At 35.7% G+C, this 19,156-nt stretch carries 23 protein-coding genes; all 23 read right to left on the bottom strand.

What is annotated here, in order from left to right; genetic code table 11:
- Positions 1 to 5: 5 nt before the first annotated feature.
- A complete protein-coding gene (locus JHT90_RS06495; protein WP_201095357.1) occupies positions 6 to 1,376 on the bottom strand; it encodes a hypothetical protein in 1,371 nt (456 codons plus the stop codon).
- A gap of 26 nt (positions 1,377 to 1,402) precedes the next feature.
- Positions 1,403 to 1,777, bottom strand: a complete 375-nt coding sequence (locus tag JHT90_RS06490; protein WP_201095355.1) for a hypothetical protein — start codon at positions 1,775 to 1,777, stop codon at positions 1,403 to 1,405.
- A gap of 10 nt (positions 1,778 to 1,787) precedes the next feature.
- Positions 1,788 to 4,448 carry a type VI secretion system tip protein TssI/VgrG gene (tssI, locus tag JHT90_RS06485; RefSeq protein WP_201095353.1) on the bottom strand — a complete coding sequence of 887 codons (2,661 nt, stop codon included), beginning with the start codon at positions 4,446 to 4,448 and terminating at the stop codon, positions 1,788 to 1,790.
- Positions 4,449 to 4,638: 190 nt separating this feature from the next.
- Positions 4,639 to 5,328 (bottom strand): endonuclease, encoded by a 690-nt coding sequence (locus JHT90_RS06480; protein ID WP_201095351.1) that lies wholly within the window; start codon positions 5,326 to 5,328, stop codon positions 4,639 to 4,641.
- Between the two features lie 178 nt (positions 5,329 to 5,506).
- On the bottom strand, positions 5,507 to 5,917 hold the full coding sequence (locus tag JHT90_RS06475) for a hypothetical protein (protein WP_201095350.1): 411 nt from the start codon (positions 5,915 to 5,917) through the stop codon (positions 5,507 to 5,509).
- Positions 5,918 to 5,926: 9 nt separating this feature from the next.
- A complete protein-coding gene (locus tag JHT90_RS06470) occupies positions 5,927 to 6,622 on the bottom strand; it encodes a hypothetical protein (protein WP_201095349.1) in 696 nt (231 codons plus the stop codon).
- Positions 6,623 to 6,712: 90 nt separating this feature from the next.
- The gene (locus JHT90_RS06465) at positions 6,713 to 7,405 is read right to left on the bottom strand and encodes a hypothetical protein (protein WP_201095348.1); all 693 of its coding nucleotides are present in this window, start codon (positions 7,403 to 7,405) and stop codon (positions 6,713 to 6,715) included.
- Between the two features lie 71 nt (positions 7,406 to 7,476).
- Positions 7,477 to 8,172, bottom strand: coding sequence for a hypothetical protein (locus tag JHT90_RS06460; protein ID WP_201095347.1), 696 nt, complete (start codon positions 8,170 to 8,172; stop codon positions 7,477 to 7,479).
- 85 nt (positions 8,173 to 8,257) lie between these two features.
- On the bottom strand, positions 8,258 to 8,968 hold the full coding sequence (locus tag JHT90_RS06455) for a hypothetical protein (RefSeq protein ID WP_201095346.1): 711 nt from the start codon (positions 8,966 to 8,968) through the stop codon (positions 8,258 to 8,260).
- Positions 8,969 to 9,053: 85 nt separating this feature from the next.
- Positions 9,054 to 9,752 carry a hypothetical protein gene (locus JHT90_RS06450; RefSeq protein WP_201095344.1) on the bottom strand — a complete coding sequence of 233 codons (699 nt, stop codon included), beginning with the start codon at positions 9,750 to 9,752 and terminating at the stop codon, positions 9,054 to 9,056.
- Positions 9,753 to 9,821: 69 nt separating this feature from the next.
- The gene (locus JHT90_RS06445; protein WP_201095343.1) at positions 9,822 to 12,164 is read right to left on the bottom strand and encodes a DEAD/DEAH box helicase; all 2,343 of its coding nucleotides are present in this window, start codon (positions 12,162 to 12,164) and stop codon (positions 9,822 to 9,824) included.
- An 83-nt stretch (positions 12,165 to 12,247) separates the two neighbouring features.
- Positions 12,248 to 12,544: a hypothetical protein gene (locus JHT90_RS06440; RefSeq protein WP_201095342.1), complete on the bottom strand. Its 297-nt coding sequence runs from the start codon at positions 12,542 to 12,544 to the stop codon at positions 12,248 to 12,250.
- An 88-nt stretch (positions 12,545 to 12,632) separates the two neighbouring features.
- Positions 12,633 to 12,950, bottom strand: a complete 318-nt coding sequence (locus tag JHT90_RS06435; RefSeq protein ID WP_201095341.1) for a hypothetical protein — start codon at positions 12,948 to 12,950, stop codon at positions 12,633 to 12,635.
- Positions 12,947 to 13,267, bottom strand: coding sequence for a hypothetical protein (locus JHT90_RS06430; RefSeq protein WP_201095340.1), 321 nt, complete (start codon positions 13,265 to 13,267; stop codon positions 12,947 to 12,949). Before JHT90_RS06430 ends, JHT90_RS06435 begins: the two co-directional genes overlap by 4 nt.
- A 74-nt stretch (positions 13,268 to 13,341) precedes the next feature.
- On the bottom strand, positions 13,342 to 13,647 hold the full coding sequence (locus JHT90_RS06425) for a hypothetical protein (RefSeq protein WP_201095339.1): 306 nt from the start codon (positions 13,645 to 13,647) through the stop codon (positions 13,342 to 13,344).
- On the bottom strand, positions 13,640 to 13,984 hold the full coding sequence (locus tag JHT90_RS06420) for a hypothetical protein (RefSeq protein WP_201095337.1): 345 nt from the start codon (positions 13,982 to 13,984) through the stop codon (positions 13,640 to 13,642). Before JHT90_RS06420 ends, JHT90_RS06425 begins: the two co-directional genes overlap by 8 nt.
- An 81-nt stretch (positions 13,985 to 14,065) precedes the next feature.
- Positions 14,066 to 15,544 (bottom strand): DUF6094 domain-containing protein, encoded by a 1,479-nt coding sequence (locus JHT90_RS06415; protein WP_201095335.1) that lies wholly within the window; start codon positions 15,542 to 15,544, stop codon positions 14,066 to 14,068.
- Between the two features lie 14 nt (positions 15,545 to 15,558).
- Complete coding sequence (locus JHT90_RS06410; RefSeq protein ID WP_201095333.1) at positions 15,559 to 16,233, bottom strand: hypothetical protein; 675 nt, start codon at positions 16,231 to 16,233, stop codon at positions 15,559 to 15,561.
- A gap of 88 nt (positions 16,234 to 16,321) precedes the next feature.
- Positions 16,322 to 16,681 (bottom strand): hypothetical protein, encoded by a 360-nt coding sequence (locus JHT90_RS06405; protein WP_201095332.1) that lies wholly within the window; start codon positions 16,679 to 16,681, stop codon positions 16,322 to 16,324.
- 82 nt (positions 16,682 to 16,763) lie between these two features.
- The gene (locus JHT90_RS06400; protein WP_201095331.1) at positions 16,764 to 17,099 is read right to left on the bottom strand and encodes a hypothetical protein; all 336 of its coding nucleotides are present in this window, start codon (positions 17,097 to 17,099) and stop codon (positions 16,764 to 16,766) included.
- A 93-nt stretch (positions 17,100 to 17,192) separates the two neighbouring features.
- Complete coding sequence (locus tag JHT90_RS06395) at positions 17,193 to 17,630, bottom strand: hypothetical protein (protein WP_201095330.1); 438 nt, start codon at positions 17,628 to 17,630, stop codon at positions 17,193 to 17,195.
- A gap of 89 nt (positions 17,631 to 17,719) precedes the next feature.
- Positions 17,720 to 18,322, bottom strand: coding sequence for a DUF3275 family protein (locus JHT90_RS06390; RefSeq protein WP_201095329.1), 603 nt, complete (start codon positions 18,320 to 18,322; stop codon positions 17,720 to 17,722).
- A 422-nt stretch (positions 18,323 to 18,744) separates the two neighbouring features.
- A complete protein-coding gene (locus JHT90_RS06385; protein WP_201095328.1) occupies positions 18,745 to 19,113 on the bottom strand; it encodes a hypothetical protein in 369 nt (122 codons plus the stop codon).
- Between the last annotated feature and the right edge of the window lie 43 nt (positions 19,114 to 19,156).

Raw genomic sequence — 19,156 nt, 5'->3', positions numbered from 1 at the left:
AATAGTTATTCCAAATCATCTTTAATGGTTAGATGAAGATGATGACGATGGTCATAATTAGTTGCTATTGCAGGTTTTGCACTTTTGTAGTTGATTCCAAGGTCTGTATATGTCATTGCCCAAGGAGCACCTAGCCATCCTAATTTAGGCATACCTAAAAAACTAAAATTCATTTCTAAAGCTTCAATCTTTATTTCTCTAGTAGAAGATATTCTATCTTGAGCTAGATAAACATATAATTTTGTAGTTAGTGTTTTAGCCATGCTAGTTTTTGATGTTAATTCACTAACTTTTACGGGTGACCATGTGGCACCATTATTTCCAGTTTCTCGTGTTAAGGATACATTAACTTCTTCAGTTTTTTTAGTAGTAGGGTTTAGTACTTTAGCAGTAAATTTATTAATATCTAACCCCAATGAGTAACGATGATATATAGATCCAATAGCAGGTCGCCAAGCACTACTAACTGTTGCTGATACCATATTAAAATCACTCATCACTTTAAGCCAGTAATCAAATACGGATGGGTGAGTTCTTCTAATAGCCTCTTCTGCTGCCATTGTTTTATCACTAGCAAATGATTTATATCCTCTAGCATTTTGTGTAGAATTGTCTTGAAAGATCAATTTTCGCTCTATATTTCCATCTTTAAATAATAAAACACAACCATTTTTTGTTTCTTGCTTATTCACTACTTCAGGCAAGAAAATACCATTGTATAAAATTTTTAAAGCATCACTATATTTAGCTTTTGCAATATAAGAGTTAAGTATTCCATAAGCTTGACTTGCATCAGCCCATAGTTGATAAGTTATTTTGTAATCCCCCATATTCAATGGAGCTTTTAATGTATGTTTATTATTTAGTGCTTTTTTTGCACCTAATTTTGGATAGACTTTCTGAGTTGCCCCTGTTGTCGGCCTAGAAGGATATTCAATAGGAAATAATGGTTTAATTTCCAGACCGTCAGCTGCATCAGTTACATCAATTGCATATAGAGGCTGTACTGCTCTAGCAGGTAAACTAACGTACCTAGATGCATGAAAAGGAATTGTAAATTTGCCCCCCACTTTATCGGATGTTTGGGGTTCTCTTATATATAGACGATATTGCCCTGTATTACTTACTGGTAAAGTCACCCCTCCATTGGTCGTTCCTGTTTTAGCTACAGTCCATGTTCCACTATTAGGGCTATCTGAACATACCCAAATATAGGGTAATGAGTTCCCCGCTGAAAGGATCATTCCTCCCAGATATACATTGAATTTAATATAATAAGTCACATCAAACTGTACCAAATTATCGCCTTTGGTATTGCTTATTACTTTCGCTCCAACTGTTGTTTTTTGAGGTGCTTCTGCTACGGTAGTTGTCATGCTCTACAATTCCTTTTCCATTAGCCTTATAGACCTTTTACAAGTTCTAGTTTAAAAGGTAAAACAATGGTTTCTATTTGTGCTGTAATGGTTTTTTCTTTATCAGCTTCTAGTTGAAAATCACCTATTTCTTTCCAAGATCCATCATCACGTTGTACTTCAAGTGTGATAGGCATAGTGTCTGAATCCATTTTGATATAGCTCATTGATTCGTCATTCGCATTTATTATGTTGTTATCAGCTATTAAGGTTTTGGTATATCCTGCATCATCTGTTTTACCCTCTATAGGCTCTTCAGAAGAATATTTAAAGCGATAACCTATTCCTACTATCGGTTCGAACTGTCCCATAAATTGTATTCGTGCAGTCGCTCTGTGGTTATGTTGGCTGTGATCTGTCATTTTTTACTCCTTAGCAACAGCACTCTTCTTCAATAGTTACTTGTTCTGTTAGTACCCAACCACCTTGACCTAAATAAAGTTTTGCTTCAGAGTCAGTATAGGATACAACTTCTTCACTTTGACCTTGTTCGTTTGTTATTCCTTCAGCTAATACTTCGCCATTACTACCTACTATCTTGTAATAAGCATCTGCTATAGGATTTTGATTTTTGTCTACGAGGTTTAGTTGCCCTCTGTATTGAGTGTCTTCACTACTACACCCTGAACATTCATTTCTGTCAGCTAGCAGCACTTGTTCTGAGAATGTCCAACCACCTTGACCTATATATACTTTAGCCCCTGGTCCTTCATTAGTTGCTACTTCTATACTTTTACCTTGCTGATCAGTAAAACCTTCAGCTAAAACAGTACCTTGGTCAGTGACTATTTTGTAGTATTTGTCAGTTATGGGGGTTTGCTTGTTGTCGATAAGCGTAAGCGTTCCTCTATAGATTCCTTGTTGTTTTTCTGCTATTTGCTTAAAACCATTTTTATAGATAATGGGTGGAGCTACTGTCGGTGCCACTGCATTTTCTTTGGCTAATGGTGGAACTGGTATAGCAGGTGTTCCTTCCATTGGTACACCACCAGTCCATACTGGCATTGTCATCCATATCCCTGCGGGGTTTAGTACGATATGTTGACCACCTGCTTTTAAGGTTAGGGATAAGCCACCATCAATAATACATTGCATTCCAGCTTTTAGATTAATTTCCATCCCTGCTTCTGTAGTTTTTACTGTACCTACTGTGGTATGTTCTGCTATAGCTACATCTTTGTAGTCGTTCATCATTATTTGAGTCTTTCGATCTAGCTCTGTTAAATGATGTTCTTCAGCTTTATTTTTGGTGTATCTGTTTTTTACTATGGTTTCTGAGTGTTCGTTTTGTACTTGTAGGTGGCTGTTGTTGTTAACTTGTACGGTATGATTATTTTTAGTGAGTTGATCATAATCTTTCTGTGCTTGTACAAAGATTTGTTCTTGCCCTGCTTTGTCTTCTATTCTTAGTTCATTAGAGCCTACACCACCTTTGGATGAGCTTGTTTTAAATACTGATCGAGTTTTATTAGCAGGTAGGTCATAAGGGACTTTGTTAACGCCATTATGGATTGCTCCAGAAATTATGGGGTGATCAGGATCTCCTTCCAGAAAATCTACCATCACTTCCATACCTACTCTAGGTATAACAACTGTACCATAGCCATCATGCGCCCAGTTACTTGCTACTCTGATCCAGTAGGAGCTATTTTCATCGTATGTACCTTCTCTGTCCCAGTGAAATTGAACTTTGATTCGTCCATACTCATCACAGTAGATTTCTTCACCTGCTGCGCCTGTTACAATGGCTGTTTGCGAACCTAGTACTTTGGGTTTTGGATGTCTTAAAGCAGGTCTGTAGGGCACATCTTGTGGAATGGCGTTGAATACGTTGAAATAACCTTGTTGTTGGTCATTTACTGAAAATTCTAACTGGGTATCTATATCAAGATATTTATGCAGTTGACTAGGTATAGTGGTACTGGCTGCACTAGCTGTTCCTGCAAAGGCTTCTAAAACTTGTGGTTGATAGCCTTTATGTTTTATTTGGGTAATTAGCCAAGGTTTGTCAGCATCCATTGTATCTAGGCTAGGATGTCCCTCGATAGTGATGTAATAACCACTGTGTAGATCTGGAATGTCTGAATATCCATCACCTGTTAGGTGGTTAGCTCTGAGACGTTCAATTTGTATTTTAGCCAGTTGTTCATTTCTGGCTTTGTCCATACCTGAACTTGGATAGTCGTAGTGTTCTAAGTTTGGTTCTGTGGCTTCGTTACCTTTTTGGCTTTGTTTACCTTGACTAGCCCCTTCAGGGATTTTCATGTTGGTAAAGTTGTAGTCACGCCATGCTGCTGTTTGAGTTTTTGAAGCAAGTGATACATCAAAGTATTTTAAGGCTTGTTGGTCTGCAACCATGCCTGTATCACTCATGTATTTAACTGCTTCTGCTATGCTTGGAAAGAATGGCATGGCATCAGTAAAAATCATTTTATGACCATTACTTTCATGTTGAAAGTAATATGCAATACCTTCTTCTTGGCAAAGGCGCGACACAAAATGGTAGTCAGATTCATCGTATTGAACACAAAAATCTCTGACTGGATAGCTTTCTTTGAATTTGTATTCAAAGCCAGTGTTAGCTCCTTCCATCAGACCATGTTCTTCTAAGATGGTTTTTATAATATCAGGGGTAGTTTTTTGAACAAATTTGCGTTGATTAACTCTACGCATTAGGTTAGTAAAACGTGGTGTAATGATAATAGAGAAGGTTGTATAGTGTTGGCTTATAGGCCCTCTTTTAACACTCTGTACAATTCCATGCGTACCATTACCAGATGTGCCTTCAGGAGTAAAACTTATAAAGACTGATTTACTTAGGAGTTGAGTAATATCAAAACGGATATGTTTGTTAATTAAGGTTATTTCAAAAGCATAAGGTGTTGATATACCTTCGACTCCTTGAAAAGATAATATTTGTAATTTATCTATTGCTGTTTTAGGTTGTTCTTCAGCTATTGATAGTTGATTATTTTGTGCAGAAGAGTCGTCCCAAAATAATTGAAAATGAGTTTCACTAGCATTATAAAACAATTCGTTACTCCTTCGAACCTATGTTATCACTTGTACATAGGTATGTAATTCCTCATATAATTATCATCCCCCTACTGCATTAACAGCACCATTAATGATAATTAACCATACATTTTATAGAATTTATTTAAATTACATAACGACTTTTAATTATTCTAGTACGTCATAAAACTCATATTATTTTTTTAATTTATTTTGTTTGGCATTTAGTTAAATCAACTGTTGAAATATAGTTATTGCCCCATCCCATAATACAAGCAGTACGTTGATTTCTAGTTTTTTCCCAGTGAGTAACAGGATAAGCTTTGTTCCATGCTTGAAAAAGTTGTTTATCTTGTGTTGATAATCGTAAATGATAACGATCATACATATAGAGACTAATTCTGGCCACAATACCCCTTACTTCTTGTCTAGGCATTATTTTACGTTTTTTAAAGTCTATGATGGTTTGACATTGACCATATTTAGAAGGTTGACCAGGTAGCCATCCAAACATGAAGTCTTGACGATCAGCATTCACTTCTCCGATCACAGGAATAAGGTTGTGCAGATCTGCTTCGATTTTAGCAAACTCAGGATCATTATTTTGGCAATATTTACGTTTGCCTTTCTGCCAACATTGACGTTGTTTTCCTATCACTGCCGCAGGTACTACATGCTCCCACTCTACTCTTTCAGCACGATTACGTTGGGTATTCTTACGAATTTTGTAGCCACAACTATTTAAATCGATTTGTTTATGTTTATTGTAGGTACATCCACAGTAAAGTTCGGTATTGTTATCAAAGTAGATTTGATTAGTTAGTTGCTTTGCTTCAAAGAAAGTACTTGGCTGTGCTTGAGCGGCTAAAGGTACAAGTATTAAAGTAATTAACCTCATAGTTTAGTTTATTTTCACCTTAATAGAGTAATTTAAAAGCATCATACTCTATAGAATATGATACTGGATAAAGTATGGTATTCTCTTAAATATGATATAAGTAAATCAAAATTCCTGACATTCATCATAAAATCTCTATGTATATAGGAGAAGTTAAATGTTTAAAGATGGTTAATAGTTATATTGCTTGTTCAAACTCATTGATTGCTCTACATAATGCTTCAATGTTTTCAACCGTTGGACTATAACCTTTACCTTGAAAAAATATACAAAACAGATCTTGACTAGGATTTTTAACATTAGTGTATTCATCATAAACTAATGCCTCCCTCAATTTTTCTCTGTTCTCCACTTGGACTAAATGACATTCAATGTATGTTTTTAGTCTTTCTCTTAGGTCTACATTCATAAATGCTGCCATTTCATCAGTAGTCATTTTACCTTCAACACTTGAATAAGCATCAAACATTAACTCTAATGTATCTTCAACATCAGGAATAAGACCTGAATCTACCAAAAATGGATAGATATTTTGTGCAATATGAGCACCCTCTAGTTGACACAGTGTAAAGTAGAGTTTATTTTTCATAAATACCCCCTAATCTGCATAGGATACATAAAGAACTAAAAAATCAGGCTTATGCCCCTTAATCTCCATAAAGTTTGGAATATAATCACTGATTATTTTCCAAATAGCGTCATAGTACTCAAGGGCCTGATGACCTAATGTTTCACCACTTTCTCGTAGATACCCTGTCTCAATAATATGAGTACTGGATACGCCACAGCTGTAATCAACTATCTGCTCACAAATACCATCGGTATCAATTTCTTTTATTTTAGTCACTACTTCCGCAGGAACTGATAAGGTATAAGTATTAGCTACTTCTACATTGCCCTGTAAGTAAGTATGGCTATAATTTACAATGATTTTATCAAGAGCTTCTAATTCTTCAGTAGTCGGATCTTGATAAGTTATTCCAGCAAAGCTAATTTTAAAACTATCTTTACTGGAATCTTCCTCACAGAAAATTTCCTCAACTCTTAGTAATTTTTTAGCCTGTTCTTTATTAGGTGAAAATACCCCACTTAATAAAATATGTTGTACACGCTCTATAAACAATCTATTTAGCTTGTGACCATATTCTGATAAATTACCTGCATTTTCTTTAAATAACGCTATAACTTCATCTTCTTCAGGTAACATATCTACATGAAGTTGAATATACTCATAAAGACTATCTGCAATAGGTGAATAGCCAGTTTCTGTTAATGCCACGATGACACGACTCATAGTAAAATCTCCAAATAAATAATAGTTAATTTGGAGAAACACTATTCCCACTAGGGAATAATGCTTCCCCAGTGGGTTGTGTTTAAGAACTTAGTTCTCTTTTACGTTAATCACATAGAAATTAGCTTTACTAAAGTGAGCTAATCTCCAATGGCTCTTACGATAATACTTGTTAAAGACAGCTTTAACTTGGCGTATTAGGTAAGTATTCTTGCGTTGACGATAAAGTTTATAAATAAGTCCTGTTTGTAAAATATAAGTAGCAAACTCCTGCTTATCGCAAGGCTTTGCTGTTGTTTGTAATAGATAACTATCTAGTCCATCTATTGCCAACAACTTCTCTATCAATTGTTGAGAAGCCTCTAATGAGAATGATACTTGTGGTTCTAAATCAGCAATTAAAAACTCTTTTTCATATCTATTAATTGCGTAATATAGTTCTACTAGTCTTTCACTATCTGCATGGCTTACGATTGTTCCCATAAAACCAATTTGAAAGCTATCTTTCCTAGAGTTTTCCTGTAAATTAATGGTTAATGTTAGCAATTTAGTTATCTTCTCTCGATTTTCATCAGATACACCACTGAGTAGTGCCTCTTTTGTAGCCTCCAAAAAAAGATAATTAAGCTTATTACCTATATCACTCATGCTAGTACCACTGTTTAAAATACGTAGTACTACATTTCCATCAGGGAGTTTCCCTAGACTTTTCACAAAGTAATATAGTTCTTCAGCTAATTTCGAATAGCCAGTTGCCACTATAGTTTCCATTGCTTTTAACATTTTTATCTCCAAAATAAATTTAGAGATACTCCCCATTGGGGACGTATCCCCAATGGGTTATTTAAGGTTTATTAAGCCTTTACATTGATCACAATAAATTCAGCATTAAAAGGATGTGTAACAGAATTCTCTCTTAATCTCCCCATATAGGGACGTATTAAGCTATGAAGCTGTGACAGCTTTTCAAAGCTAACTTCCTGTGACCTCCATAACTGCCTGATAAGTCCTTGGTGCAAAATGTAAGTTTCATGTTCTCTGTTATCCGTTGGTTCAACTGCTGTTTGATATAGAAAGGTATTTAATCCCTCTATTGCTAACAATGAATCAATCAACTGATTAGGAGCCTCCAATGAAAACGTTACTTTTCTTGTAAGGTTATTAGCTAGATAATCTCGCTCATACCTTTGTAATGAAAAATAGAAATCATCTAATACAGCAGTATCTACATAGCCTAAAGTTCTATCTAAAAATCTAATTTCAAACTGATCTTGAGTAGAATCTTCGTGTAGATCTTCCCGTATTAGTAGCATGGCACGTACTTTTTCTCTGTTTTCCTGAGACACCGCATTTAATAAGGCTTCTCTGGTACATTCTAAGAATACGTGATTTAGCTGATTACCTATTTCATTAAAATCAGTACTACCCTTAAGTATCTGTAGGACTGTTTCTTCATCAGGTAATTGCCCCCGACTTTTTACAAAATCATATAGATCATTAGCTAGTTCTGAATAACCTAAAGCAACAATTCTTGCTATTGTTTTTGACATATTAATCTCCAAAATAATAAAAAATGGAGATACTCCCCATTGGGGAATATCTCCCCAATGGGTGTATAAAATTAATTGAACAACATTACTTTACTGTTAACACTATAAAATCAGGATTTTCATCTGGGACATCACAATAACTATCATTATGTGCCCAAAGTATATCTGCTGCTTTAAGGTAACAATAAACACCCTGCTCTCGTGTTTTTTTTCGCCTCATCTCTCCCAACCGTAATAAATAGGTATTAGGAATAGTTTTGTTTTCAATATTCGGATTAGTTACCTGATCTAAATATTTACTTACAGCTCCCTTATTTAACTTATCTAATACCAGTTGTGGAACGGTGAGTGAAAAAGTCACATTTGCTTGAATACCGTTACTAACAAGATTCTTTGCATATTCTTCAATATACTTCTGAAGCTCTATTAATAACTCTACATTTGTTCCTAGAACCCGATGATGTAAAAAAACAAACTCACAATTATCAAATTCAGGATTTGTTGCATCAAATTTTTTATTAACCTGTAACTGTTGCTCTATAATATCTCTACAATCACGATTAATACTTCTGTAAATAACTTTAACCGCTTGTTCCATCATGTATTGATTGATGTTATGGGCTAAAGATATTTCATCCCTTGAATGCTCAACTACTTCATTCAAAAGATCCGTCATTGTAGGAACTCTATAGGCCTTACATTTACGCTCAATCTTACAAACAAACTCATATAAGTAACTAGCTAGGCTCGTACCACCATACCTTACAAGTATTTGACCACTATTAAAAATTGCCATTTTTATAATCTCCATTAGTTAATTAGTAATAAACTTGGAGATACTCCACTGGGGAATATCCCCAATGGGTGTTGGTTAAAGTTTTTTATTCTTCAGCTAGATTAATTATCAAATAATCAGGTAAAAAATCTTCTGCATGTAGAATAAATCGGTTGTAGTCCTTAATCACATCGAATGTTCTTTGAACAAAGCCAAAGTGATTTTTAGTTTCAGTATCATGTTGCCGCATAAGGCCAACATCTAATAGATAGCCTGTAATGGTAGGCTGACTATTTATTTCACCACTACGAAACATTAATGGACACATATACCTATCCAGTTTTTCCTCTGTTAGCTGATTAAGAGCTTTTTGAGGTAATGTCACTGAAAAGGTTGTATGACCATTAAAACCACCTAAGTGAAGGTTTAAAATGTAATAATCCATGTATTTACAGAATGTTTTTATATCTTCTCTCGTTGGATTTTCAAACATGTACTGTAAAAAATGGATACTACAACGATCTCCACTTGGATCTCCGTCATGCTTCCAGTATTGAACATTTAATAGCGTTGCAACAGCAGCTTTACCTGTTCCTGCACTTTTAAGCAATGCTTCATTTAGTAGTGACACGTAGTATTTGTTAATAGCATGTGCTACTTCAACTGAGCTATCACAATTTTTAATTACACTGAGAAGTTGATCATCATTGGGCAATGAATAACGCAGATCAGCTAAGCTTTGTGCAATTAAATAGGCTAACTTAGTATAATCACTGTTATACACAGTGTTTGGTAGATCTAACATGTATTTTCTCCTAGTAATAAGGAGAAACTTCCACCAGGGAAGTTTCTCCCTAGTGGGTAAGTTGTTTTATTAAGCAGCTTTTGCCAGTAGCTGTTTAGCTAATGCCATTTCTACTGACTCACTATCTGGATTTAAGCAATCTAAACCGCTGTCTGGTATGTCGCCCGATGTACTTTGGGTAACCGCTATTTTTTTGGCCATAAGTTCTAAACAGTTTATCTGTGTCGTATCCCTATAACCTAAAAATATTACTCTAACAACTTGTGTTTGCCCGATCCGCCAAGATCTTCTGCTTGCTTGCATCATGGTGTAAACATTAAATCCTGTTTGCATGTAAACAATAGTAGGAAAGTCCAGTAAATCGAGGCCTGTCTTAACTTGTTCTGGATTGCAGATAAGTACATCAATGCCCTCCTCTACACGTGCCAAAATCCAGTCTTCACGTTCCTCTGGCTTACATTTTAAGACACCTACCTTAAAACCTTCTCGTTCTAGAATAGTCTTGAGTCTATGCGTTGTATCTCTAGTCTGTGTGTAGGTTGAGTACACAAGGACTCTTCGATTATTCGCTTTTTCCTCTCGGCAAATTCGAATCAGTTCTGCTTCTTTGGGCATGATGTTCACTGGCGTAAATAGGCTTTCTACTTTTGCCAATACTTTAGGTGTACCATCATCGTTTGTATCCCTAGGATGCGTTACTGTTTCTTCTCTAAAACAACAATCAGGCCATGCTAGTAAGGTATTAAGTACTACGCCTAGCAGTGAGGTATCCCCACGTGCTAATGCTTTTTTTAGTAAGGTAGTTAAGGTACCAACAAGGTAGCTATAAGCGTCTTGTTGTTCGTCTGTCATATCTACTTCAACAAACTCCTCGGTATATTCTGGCAGTATATCTCCCCCTATTTCCTTTAATTTCAAGAAAACGGTGAAAGGTAGTACATACCGTAAAATACCTTTAGGACCAAAACCAGGAGCCTTTGACGTTCTATGGACCATTTTATTGCCCTTAGCTGTCTTGTGGCTTTCCCCTTGTTTTTCAGTAAAGATGTCTTTTAATATGCCATGATCACGTTGGAATGCTGTTGAGGCAGTAGCTAAACTACCTCGCTCATTGGGTTTGTACCCATCTTCAATCATTCTGCTCGTAATAACTCTGAACAATAAGTAAAAGAGATCTGATGCATAGCCTCCCATGAGTGTACCTGTCAGTAACAGTATTTTTTTTACTTTACTAGCCAGTACTCCCATAGCTTGACCTTGTGCAGATCCTTCATTTTTGTACTCATGCCCTTCGTCCACGATCAGTAGATGAAAGTAGTCTTGAGGTAGATAGCGTTTAATAAATTCTGAAGCTTGGTATCCACCTTGCCCAAAACTAAACTCTATTTTCCCTAAAGCTCGCTCCATACGGACTGCTTGGCTATCATTAAAGATTAAGTCACCTTTTTCATCCATTAAGTTAATAAAGTTATGTACATTGTCTACGAGCATTTCTGCAATAAAATCAGTTCCAAACGTATTAATAAGTTTGTTAGCTGTTGCAGTACCAATCGTAGGGATTTTGCACATTTCTTTAACCAGTTGCTTCCGAAAATCTTGTTGCTCGATTTCTTCAGCTTCTGAGTCAGCTTGCTTATGCTCAACTTTTTTACCATTCATTAATGTCCAAAGCTTACTACCACAACTTTCACACTGTTGTTGATTTTTGATCTCACAAAACTCTTCAGGTGTGTAAGGTTGTTCTGATTTTGGATTAATGATGTGACTAAAACAGTCTGGGCAACAGGCTGCTGGTCTTATTTTTGTAAAGGTCTTTTGTGAATCTTCATCCAGATAACGCTCTACAAATCGTCCATTTTTACATACAGGTTTCCAATGGTAGCCCATACGCATTCTGACACGACCTAGAATGTAAAATTCTGGTACATCTTCACTTTTTACCTTTAAAGCCTCTCTCGCTTGTAGAAGCTTTGCTAATGTATCTGGACCATTCAATACCCATACTTTGGCATGAGGTACTGTTTCTAGTATTTCACGTCGCCATTTATAAACTAAATGGGGTGGTGATATAACCAGTGATCGTTTATAGCCTTCAGCAAATAATACCGCTGCAATCGCAATAGCCATCATTGTCTTACCAGTCCCCATTTCTGCATTGATAATAGCCGCAGGTTCGTTGCTGTCTATTAACAGTGCACAAACTGCTTGCACTATCTCTGCTTGGGCAGGGAATGGCTGACGAATAAGGTTATCCATAATCGCTTGACGAATAGGATTGGCTTTTTCAGGTGTGTACACAGGTGGATTAGATTGTCCTAGTGAGTCTAGTAACTGCCCTTTAAACGTATTAATAAATACGCTTAAATCTTGTACTAGTCCCTTACCTGGTATGTTTTGTATTGCTGTGTTCATTGTTGTTTCTCCAAAAAATAAGAAAAACAAGGTATGAACACAGTACTCCCATAGGGTATTGTTCATACCCTGTGGGATTTAAATTAATTTTCGTGTATAAAAAGACGTTCGTAATAAGTTACTTCGTCTGTTTCTCTGTCTTTAATAACAATTTGATCATAGAATTCTTGCACGATTAAACAAAGTTCTTCGCTATCTCTAGGCCACCCTGTTTGTTGAGATGCAATTTCAAGATCGGTTAAATTACTAAACCAAACTGCTAAACCTACCGTAATCATGTAATCCATTTTTACGATATTTTTAACTACTGGCCCTTCTTTTAGTTGTTCTTCGTCATCGTCCTCTGGAGGAAAATAACCACTAAAAAGACTTATTTGCATTTCATACTCCTGTTAAAAGGGTATGAATTAACCCTTGGGTACTTTCATACCCTGTAGGTTTAAGTTGTAGCTTAATGATCAGCTGTCGTTATTTTTGCTCCAAATACTTAAAATATTGGCCTTTAATAAAATAACCACCTTTTCTACGATCAAATATGCCAACTAATGTATTAGGCAGCGCATCAGAACTTAAAGGATTAAAACTTAATACTTCAAGTCCTAATAGATACCAATCTAGATTAAGGAAACTAACATTGATATAGTGGTTTTTATAATCCACATAAGATAAGTGTCTTATAACACCTTCAATAATAATTTCTTTATCCTGATCATGTTTATCCTGACAACCATAAAACCTTAAACGATAAGGTTTTAGTTTTTTATTGCTTTGCTTAAAAACAATCATGATGTAGCTCCTTGAGTATCAAGTAATACATCTATTTTTTCATAAACAATATTAGCTATTCTTACCCCACCTTCAGCACAATTAATACCTAGACTGTGATTATGATTCAAAGACAACCTCCAATCAGTCAGCTTTAAGGCCTCTTGAAAGGATTCTTCAGAATCAAATTGCACTGTTATGGTACTGTCTGTATCAAACATATAGTTAAATGAAATATGTTTAACACCCTTAAGTACACATTCGTCTACAACAAGCTCTCCATCTAGGTCATGTCCATTGGATAAGGCAATAATTAATCTTTTATCATTAGTACACATTACATACTCCTAAAAAATGGGTATGAATGTACCCAAGGGTAATTACATACCCTATAGGTTAGTTTTAATTTATATCACTCATCATAGTTCATACTTTTAAAATAACAGCCTTGAATAACAAAACCTTTTTGTCTTTCATATGTGCCATTTAAAGTATTAGGAGCATACGTTGGATCTGCATATCGCCATGACAATTTTTCATTTGCCATAAAACAGGCTTCTGCTGACTCAAACATTATTGAAACTGCACAGCATCCCCTAAACTCACTGAATGTTAAATTGATCACTCCTTCTATAGTGATCTTTTCATTTTTTAAAAAGCCATTATCACAACCAGTAAACTGCAATTGCTGTGCTGTGGCTTGGCTACTATCAGACATCCTTCGATCCCTCCGATAAACTGGATAGAAGATCAAAGTCTCTATAGAAAGTCCTCTTAACTCGAATACCTTTCTCATGGATGTCTGCTGCTATGGTATTTACTTCTGCTGGTTTGCGTGCCCAATGAGTATGCTTTAATGCAAATTTCATTGATTGCTCACTGTTAAAAGTCACCCTTAGTTGCTTTCCGTAGCCCGCTTCATTTGTAACACGGACACGTACAACACCATTAAGAAATATATCAATAAGTGATACTTTTCCATCAATCTCGATAGCATTAGTTAAATGTATGCTGTTACAGCATTCTGTTGGAATAGTCATGTTCATACCTCTCATTTCATTAAAAATTCATAAAAAAAGGTATGAAATACCTTGAGGGTATTTTCATACCCTCTAACAGGTTGGTTTTATAAATAGCTAGTATTCTGAAGGCAATAACACTGTGGTTATATGCCCATCATCATCACCATGCCATTCGGTAATAATCCAAATTTTCAAGTCATTTTCAGGATCAATGATATAAACTGACATGACACGTTCATAAAGGTGTCCATCAACCATCGCCTTAACTGCTCGATCATTTTGTTTGTTATCAGATTCATAACCATCACCCCAATCACCTTGACCATGCCTTGTAACATAGGGCAATAAATCAAGGCCTTGTTGAACTAGATCATCAATACCTCTGGTCATTAGCAATCTACCTATTGGAAATAAAAAACTAGATAGATCTACTCCATCGTTATTAACGTTTTGTTCTGGCTCTGGATCTTTTACTGTAGTGATAGTGATGATTTTGCCCTTATAGGGTGAACCATCGGTCATATCCCATGCTTTGATAACAGGTACAAACTTATCTATCAATGTTCTGATAAATGTTTTGCTGCCATCTTGCTCGGTTTTCCACTCAGTGTGTTCTACCTTTTCTTTATGGGTATCACCTTTTACTATCAGTGTTTGGCCTGTTTCAGATGAATGAATCGGGCCTGAGATCTCACCTGCGGATAGAGCCATTGCAATATGCCAGTCTCTAGGTTTGGTCACAGGTGCTCTTGGAACACTTTGTTTGTATTTCATGTGCAGATTAAATTCTGGCCACAATCCTTTTAAATTAGCTATTTCTCTTGCTAGTTCAGCAGGGTCCATAGTTATTTGATAAAAGTTTTGTAGTTCAGCTTTACTACTAGGTACAAGATAAGGTTCATAAGGCCAATCTTGAGGTAGTTCTTCTGCTTTCATTTCTCCTAGGTATATTGCTTTGAATACACCTAGCATTTTTTTACGATCAGCTAAATCAAGATCGGATTTTTTAGTGCGAACACCTAGAATCACTACTTGTTTAAACTGCTTATCGACTGCTTCATAAATTCTCAGTTGTGAGAAGTGGTTACAAAGCCATGTGCTTAGTTCGTCATCCAGTTGGTTATAGGGAATAATGAAGGTCAATATTCCACCATACTGAAGCATCGGAAAGCTTTTTTGATAAAACAGTTTTTCTAATCGTTTACGCCCTTTACTTTGGTCATAAATAGCTCCGTTGTAACCAGGGGCCATATCACCATAAGGCGGATTTAAAAATAAGAATCCAAAACTTGTGTTGCTGATAACTGTATCCATCAGATCACTGCGTAAGCAGTGGTCTACTAAGGTACTGGCATGATCAGCACGTTCACGGTTATATTCCACAGCATAAGCTTCAACATTTTCACGTCCTAAATGATGCGCTACTTCAGCTATTGCTACCCCCTCACCTGCTGTCGGATCAATGATCCTGATACGTTGGTTTGGGTCTTTGGCAGCTATCGCATTTAGAATACGCTCAATAGTAGGTTCATCTGTTGGATAATAACCATTTCTCGCAAAGTTTGCTGCGACTCTTGGAAATATTAATGCCATATCTAGCCTCCTTATTAATGCTGTAAGCCAGTATGGTGTGTTGGATATGTGGTTAATCTATCACGTAGGATAAGATCTCCCATTGATTCTTCGAGCTTGGGTATATCTAGTATTAGACGTACTCCTCCCACTTGTCCAAAAAAGGTTTTCAGATCTTCACACATTTTATGATCAATCAATAATGGTGTGATTTCTGATCGCCAATGATCTAACAAAGGTAACGGGCATATATCTTTGATGACTGACCAATGATACTGAGCAAATTCTTCTATTGGTATTTCTCCTTCAAGAAGTACTGTTGCAGTATGATTAGCTTTGTCAGGCTTGATACAACTCTTATCAAATATCCATGTATGTAATAAGGTGCCAAACTTGGTTTGTTTATACGTTCTAGTGGATCGTTTTGTTAGCTCTTTAACATTGCCAACATAAACCCGTGTACGTACACCCTGTATTTTAAAGGTTAGGTATTCCAATCCAAATTCTTTGTCTTTTTTAGCAAGAGTAATTCGTGAATAGAGCTCTTGTAGTGCTGTATCACGTCCCCATACTGATAAGAAGACTAAGTTGTTGTATTTATCTACCACACAAGCATCACACATTAAGTCAGGTATTTCTTCTAACCTGTGCATGTGTTTTTCAAGAGAAGTAGTATTCTCCTCTTTTCTGACTGCATTTGTTGTATACATAATCTGCTCCAATTAATTATTCATTAAATAAAAGGAGCATCAACGCCTAGGGCATTAAATGCCCCTAGGGGTGTATTAGCTTTGTGTTTTACCACCAAGCAGTTAATAAAAGATCATTTTTTTCAAAATCAAATGTGCTTAAGGTATCTGTTACCCATCGCTTTAATTCAGCTACACAATTCCAATAGTCTTGGTTATACTCTTGAACACCATAATATAAGTCATCATCGACAGGAAATAGCTCCTGACAATTAGTCTCATTAAGTTGTTCCAATGTATCTCTTAACTTTTGGAGATTTTCTAGAGTAATTAAGACCTCTGTATCAATATCTATTTCTTCTATAATGTGCTTTTCAACCCATGCAAATAACGGGTTGTTATATCCAAATGTTGTCAGCTCTGCATAATCTGACTTTGGCCTATAGCTCATTGTTATATCTAAACCCATTGTAAATACTCCTATGAATAAATCTAAAAGCATTTACCTAGAGGCAAATGCCCCTAGAGGGTTAGTTAAGTTTTAATGTAGATTACCAAGAGGCAGAAAAACTGAGTTTATTACTGCTAAAATCAAACTCTTTTAGTATTTTTTCTGCCCAAGTTTTTACCTCTGCCACATACTTCCAATAATCTTCTTCATTTTCTCCCCAAGATAGAGGAAAAATCTGATCACGATTTTCAGTAGTCAGTCGATTAAGGTCATTTACTAAATGATGTATATGTCCTTTATGAAGCTCTACATCTACAGCAGCATCGACTAAACAAACATTTTTGTTTAACCAATGTAGCATTGCTCGACTATAGAAATCTCCAACTGTTTCAACTGAAGCATAAGGTGTTTTTTCAAATAATAACATTACGCCCATTATTAATTTCCTTTAGAAATATAAAGGGCAGATATATTTCCTGAAGGATTTATAGCTACCCTTCAGTAAGGTGAAGTTAATTTATATAGCAGTCTACTTTTGAATTAACTGCATGATAAATTTTTGTTTGTTTCGTAGTCTTTGGTGATAATTTTTTACTTCTTCTCGCCATTTGCTATCAATACCTGCATCAGCAAGTCTTAAATAGCTCATGGGACAACGATAATAATAAGGACCTGCTGATTCACTCATCGCATTGTACCCCCAACTGTTCCAACCAGATGAATAATCTGGATGTTGAGAAATAATAATGCAATGAATCACTTTGGCCTTATCACCAACTTGTCGATTTCCATAAAAATCATTATCTTTTTTAAAGGTATACTCATTAACTGTCCACAAGATGATTTCTCCTCGTTCTTTACGAATACAATGTTTAATTGTATGTACTGAACAATCGTTATCTTCCCAAGGTTTAGTTAATCTTTCTACTAAAGACTGTTTTGAATGTTCGCAGTATAACCATCCCATGCTTGTTTCCTCATCGTTTGGTCAGCGTAATCCCGTGCTCGTGCCAGGGAGTTACCCTGACGGGATTAATAGTGTGAAGTGGTTTAGAATTAGAATGCGGTAATTAAATTCCAAAGTTGTGTACGAAAATCAAATTCATAACCAAGTTCTTCTAATCGTGCCTTCTGCATACGCATTGTTTCACGATCACAAGTTGAATCTAGTTTTATACTATTACCAAGTGGCCATAGTAAACCAAACAGCTTTTCATCATCAGATGATTTATCTGTTGCAGCTTCTGCTGTAGAGTCATTAGTTTGTTTAGAATTTGCTTTATTCTTAGCAGGTTTAGGTGCTGCTTTTGAATATTTTTTAGAGGAATCTGAAGTAAATGGCTTTTCTTCTTCTAACGGATCTTGTGCATTCGTAGAAAAAGCAGCTTCTTCTTCAGGTGTTAAGTCATCATTTTCATTAAGTTCGAAGCTATTTAAATAAGCACGACACTCAACGACAAAACGATTACCATAACAGTAATGTGAAGGTTGAATCTTATCTATCACAAATTGGCCTTGATACTTGCCTGCTTTGTACTGGTCAAGTTCTTTGTCTTTGACAACAAATTCGCCTATTGATGTAGTCAATTTTGCTGTATTAAATGGACCAAAACGTCCATCCAATGTAACAATGGTAAGTGTACCTGGGATAGTAATCATATTTAACTCCAATAAATAAAATAAATAGATATTGGAGAAACACGAGTCCCAGTATTGAGGAAATGCATTTCCCCAATTGGGTGAATTGATCTTCTGTTAACACTGTTAACAGTAATAGAATTTGTATGTATAAAGCACACATTACTAAAATTAGTAACCGTCGATGCTACCGTGCGCTTTTATCGACTTTGCGGATAGACCATACAATCTAGTCAAATTGTACTGAGTCTCAAAGGTCTTTGACTCACTGGGCAGTGTCATCAACGATGACGCTGTGAAACTTTATTCTTATCTAAATATCTAGTTGTGTCAATAGCTTTAAGTTAACTTTAAGAGCTAAAGCTGCATCAAGTAATATTAAAAAAGCCGATCAAATGATCGGCTATAGGTTTGATTACTATCGAATAACAATTAATAACAATTTAAACATCCAAATATAGATTGCTTGGTTTTAAACCTTTGGCTGTCAATTGTTCATAATGTTCTTTTAAGATTTTATCTAATGCAATAGGTTTTAGATTTTCTTCTTGCCACTTATCTAATTTAACTTTATGAAGCCTTACCATTGCAGGTATATCATAAATATCTTGATTGATAACCACTGGTGAAAATTGCCTTACTCTCCTTTTAGAAGGTGTTGGCTTTTTCTCTACCTGGTCACTACCTAAAGTTATTTCATTAAGTGCAGCACTATTTCCTACTGCTACATATTTAACGCCCATCATTAGTGCTAACATGAAACGTTTTACTAATAACATTAATGTTTGTACATCATTACTGGTAATTCTCATGGTGTTTCTCCATTTAATTAAATAAAAGGGAAACACCACTCCC

The organism is Entomomonas asaccharolytica (genome assembly GCF_016653615.1).
GTDB lineage: Bacteria > Pseudomonadota > Gammaproteobacteria > Pseudomonadales > Pseudomonadaceae > Entomomonas > Entomomonas asaccharolytica.
Note: the sequence above shows the minus strand (reverse complement) of the source record. Positions and strands in the feature narration are given on the sequence as shown.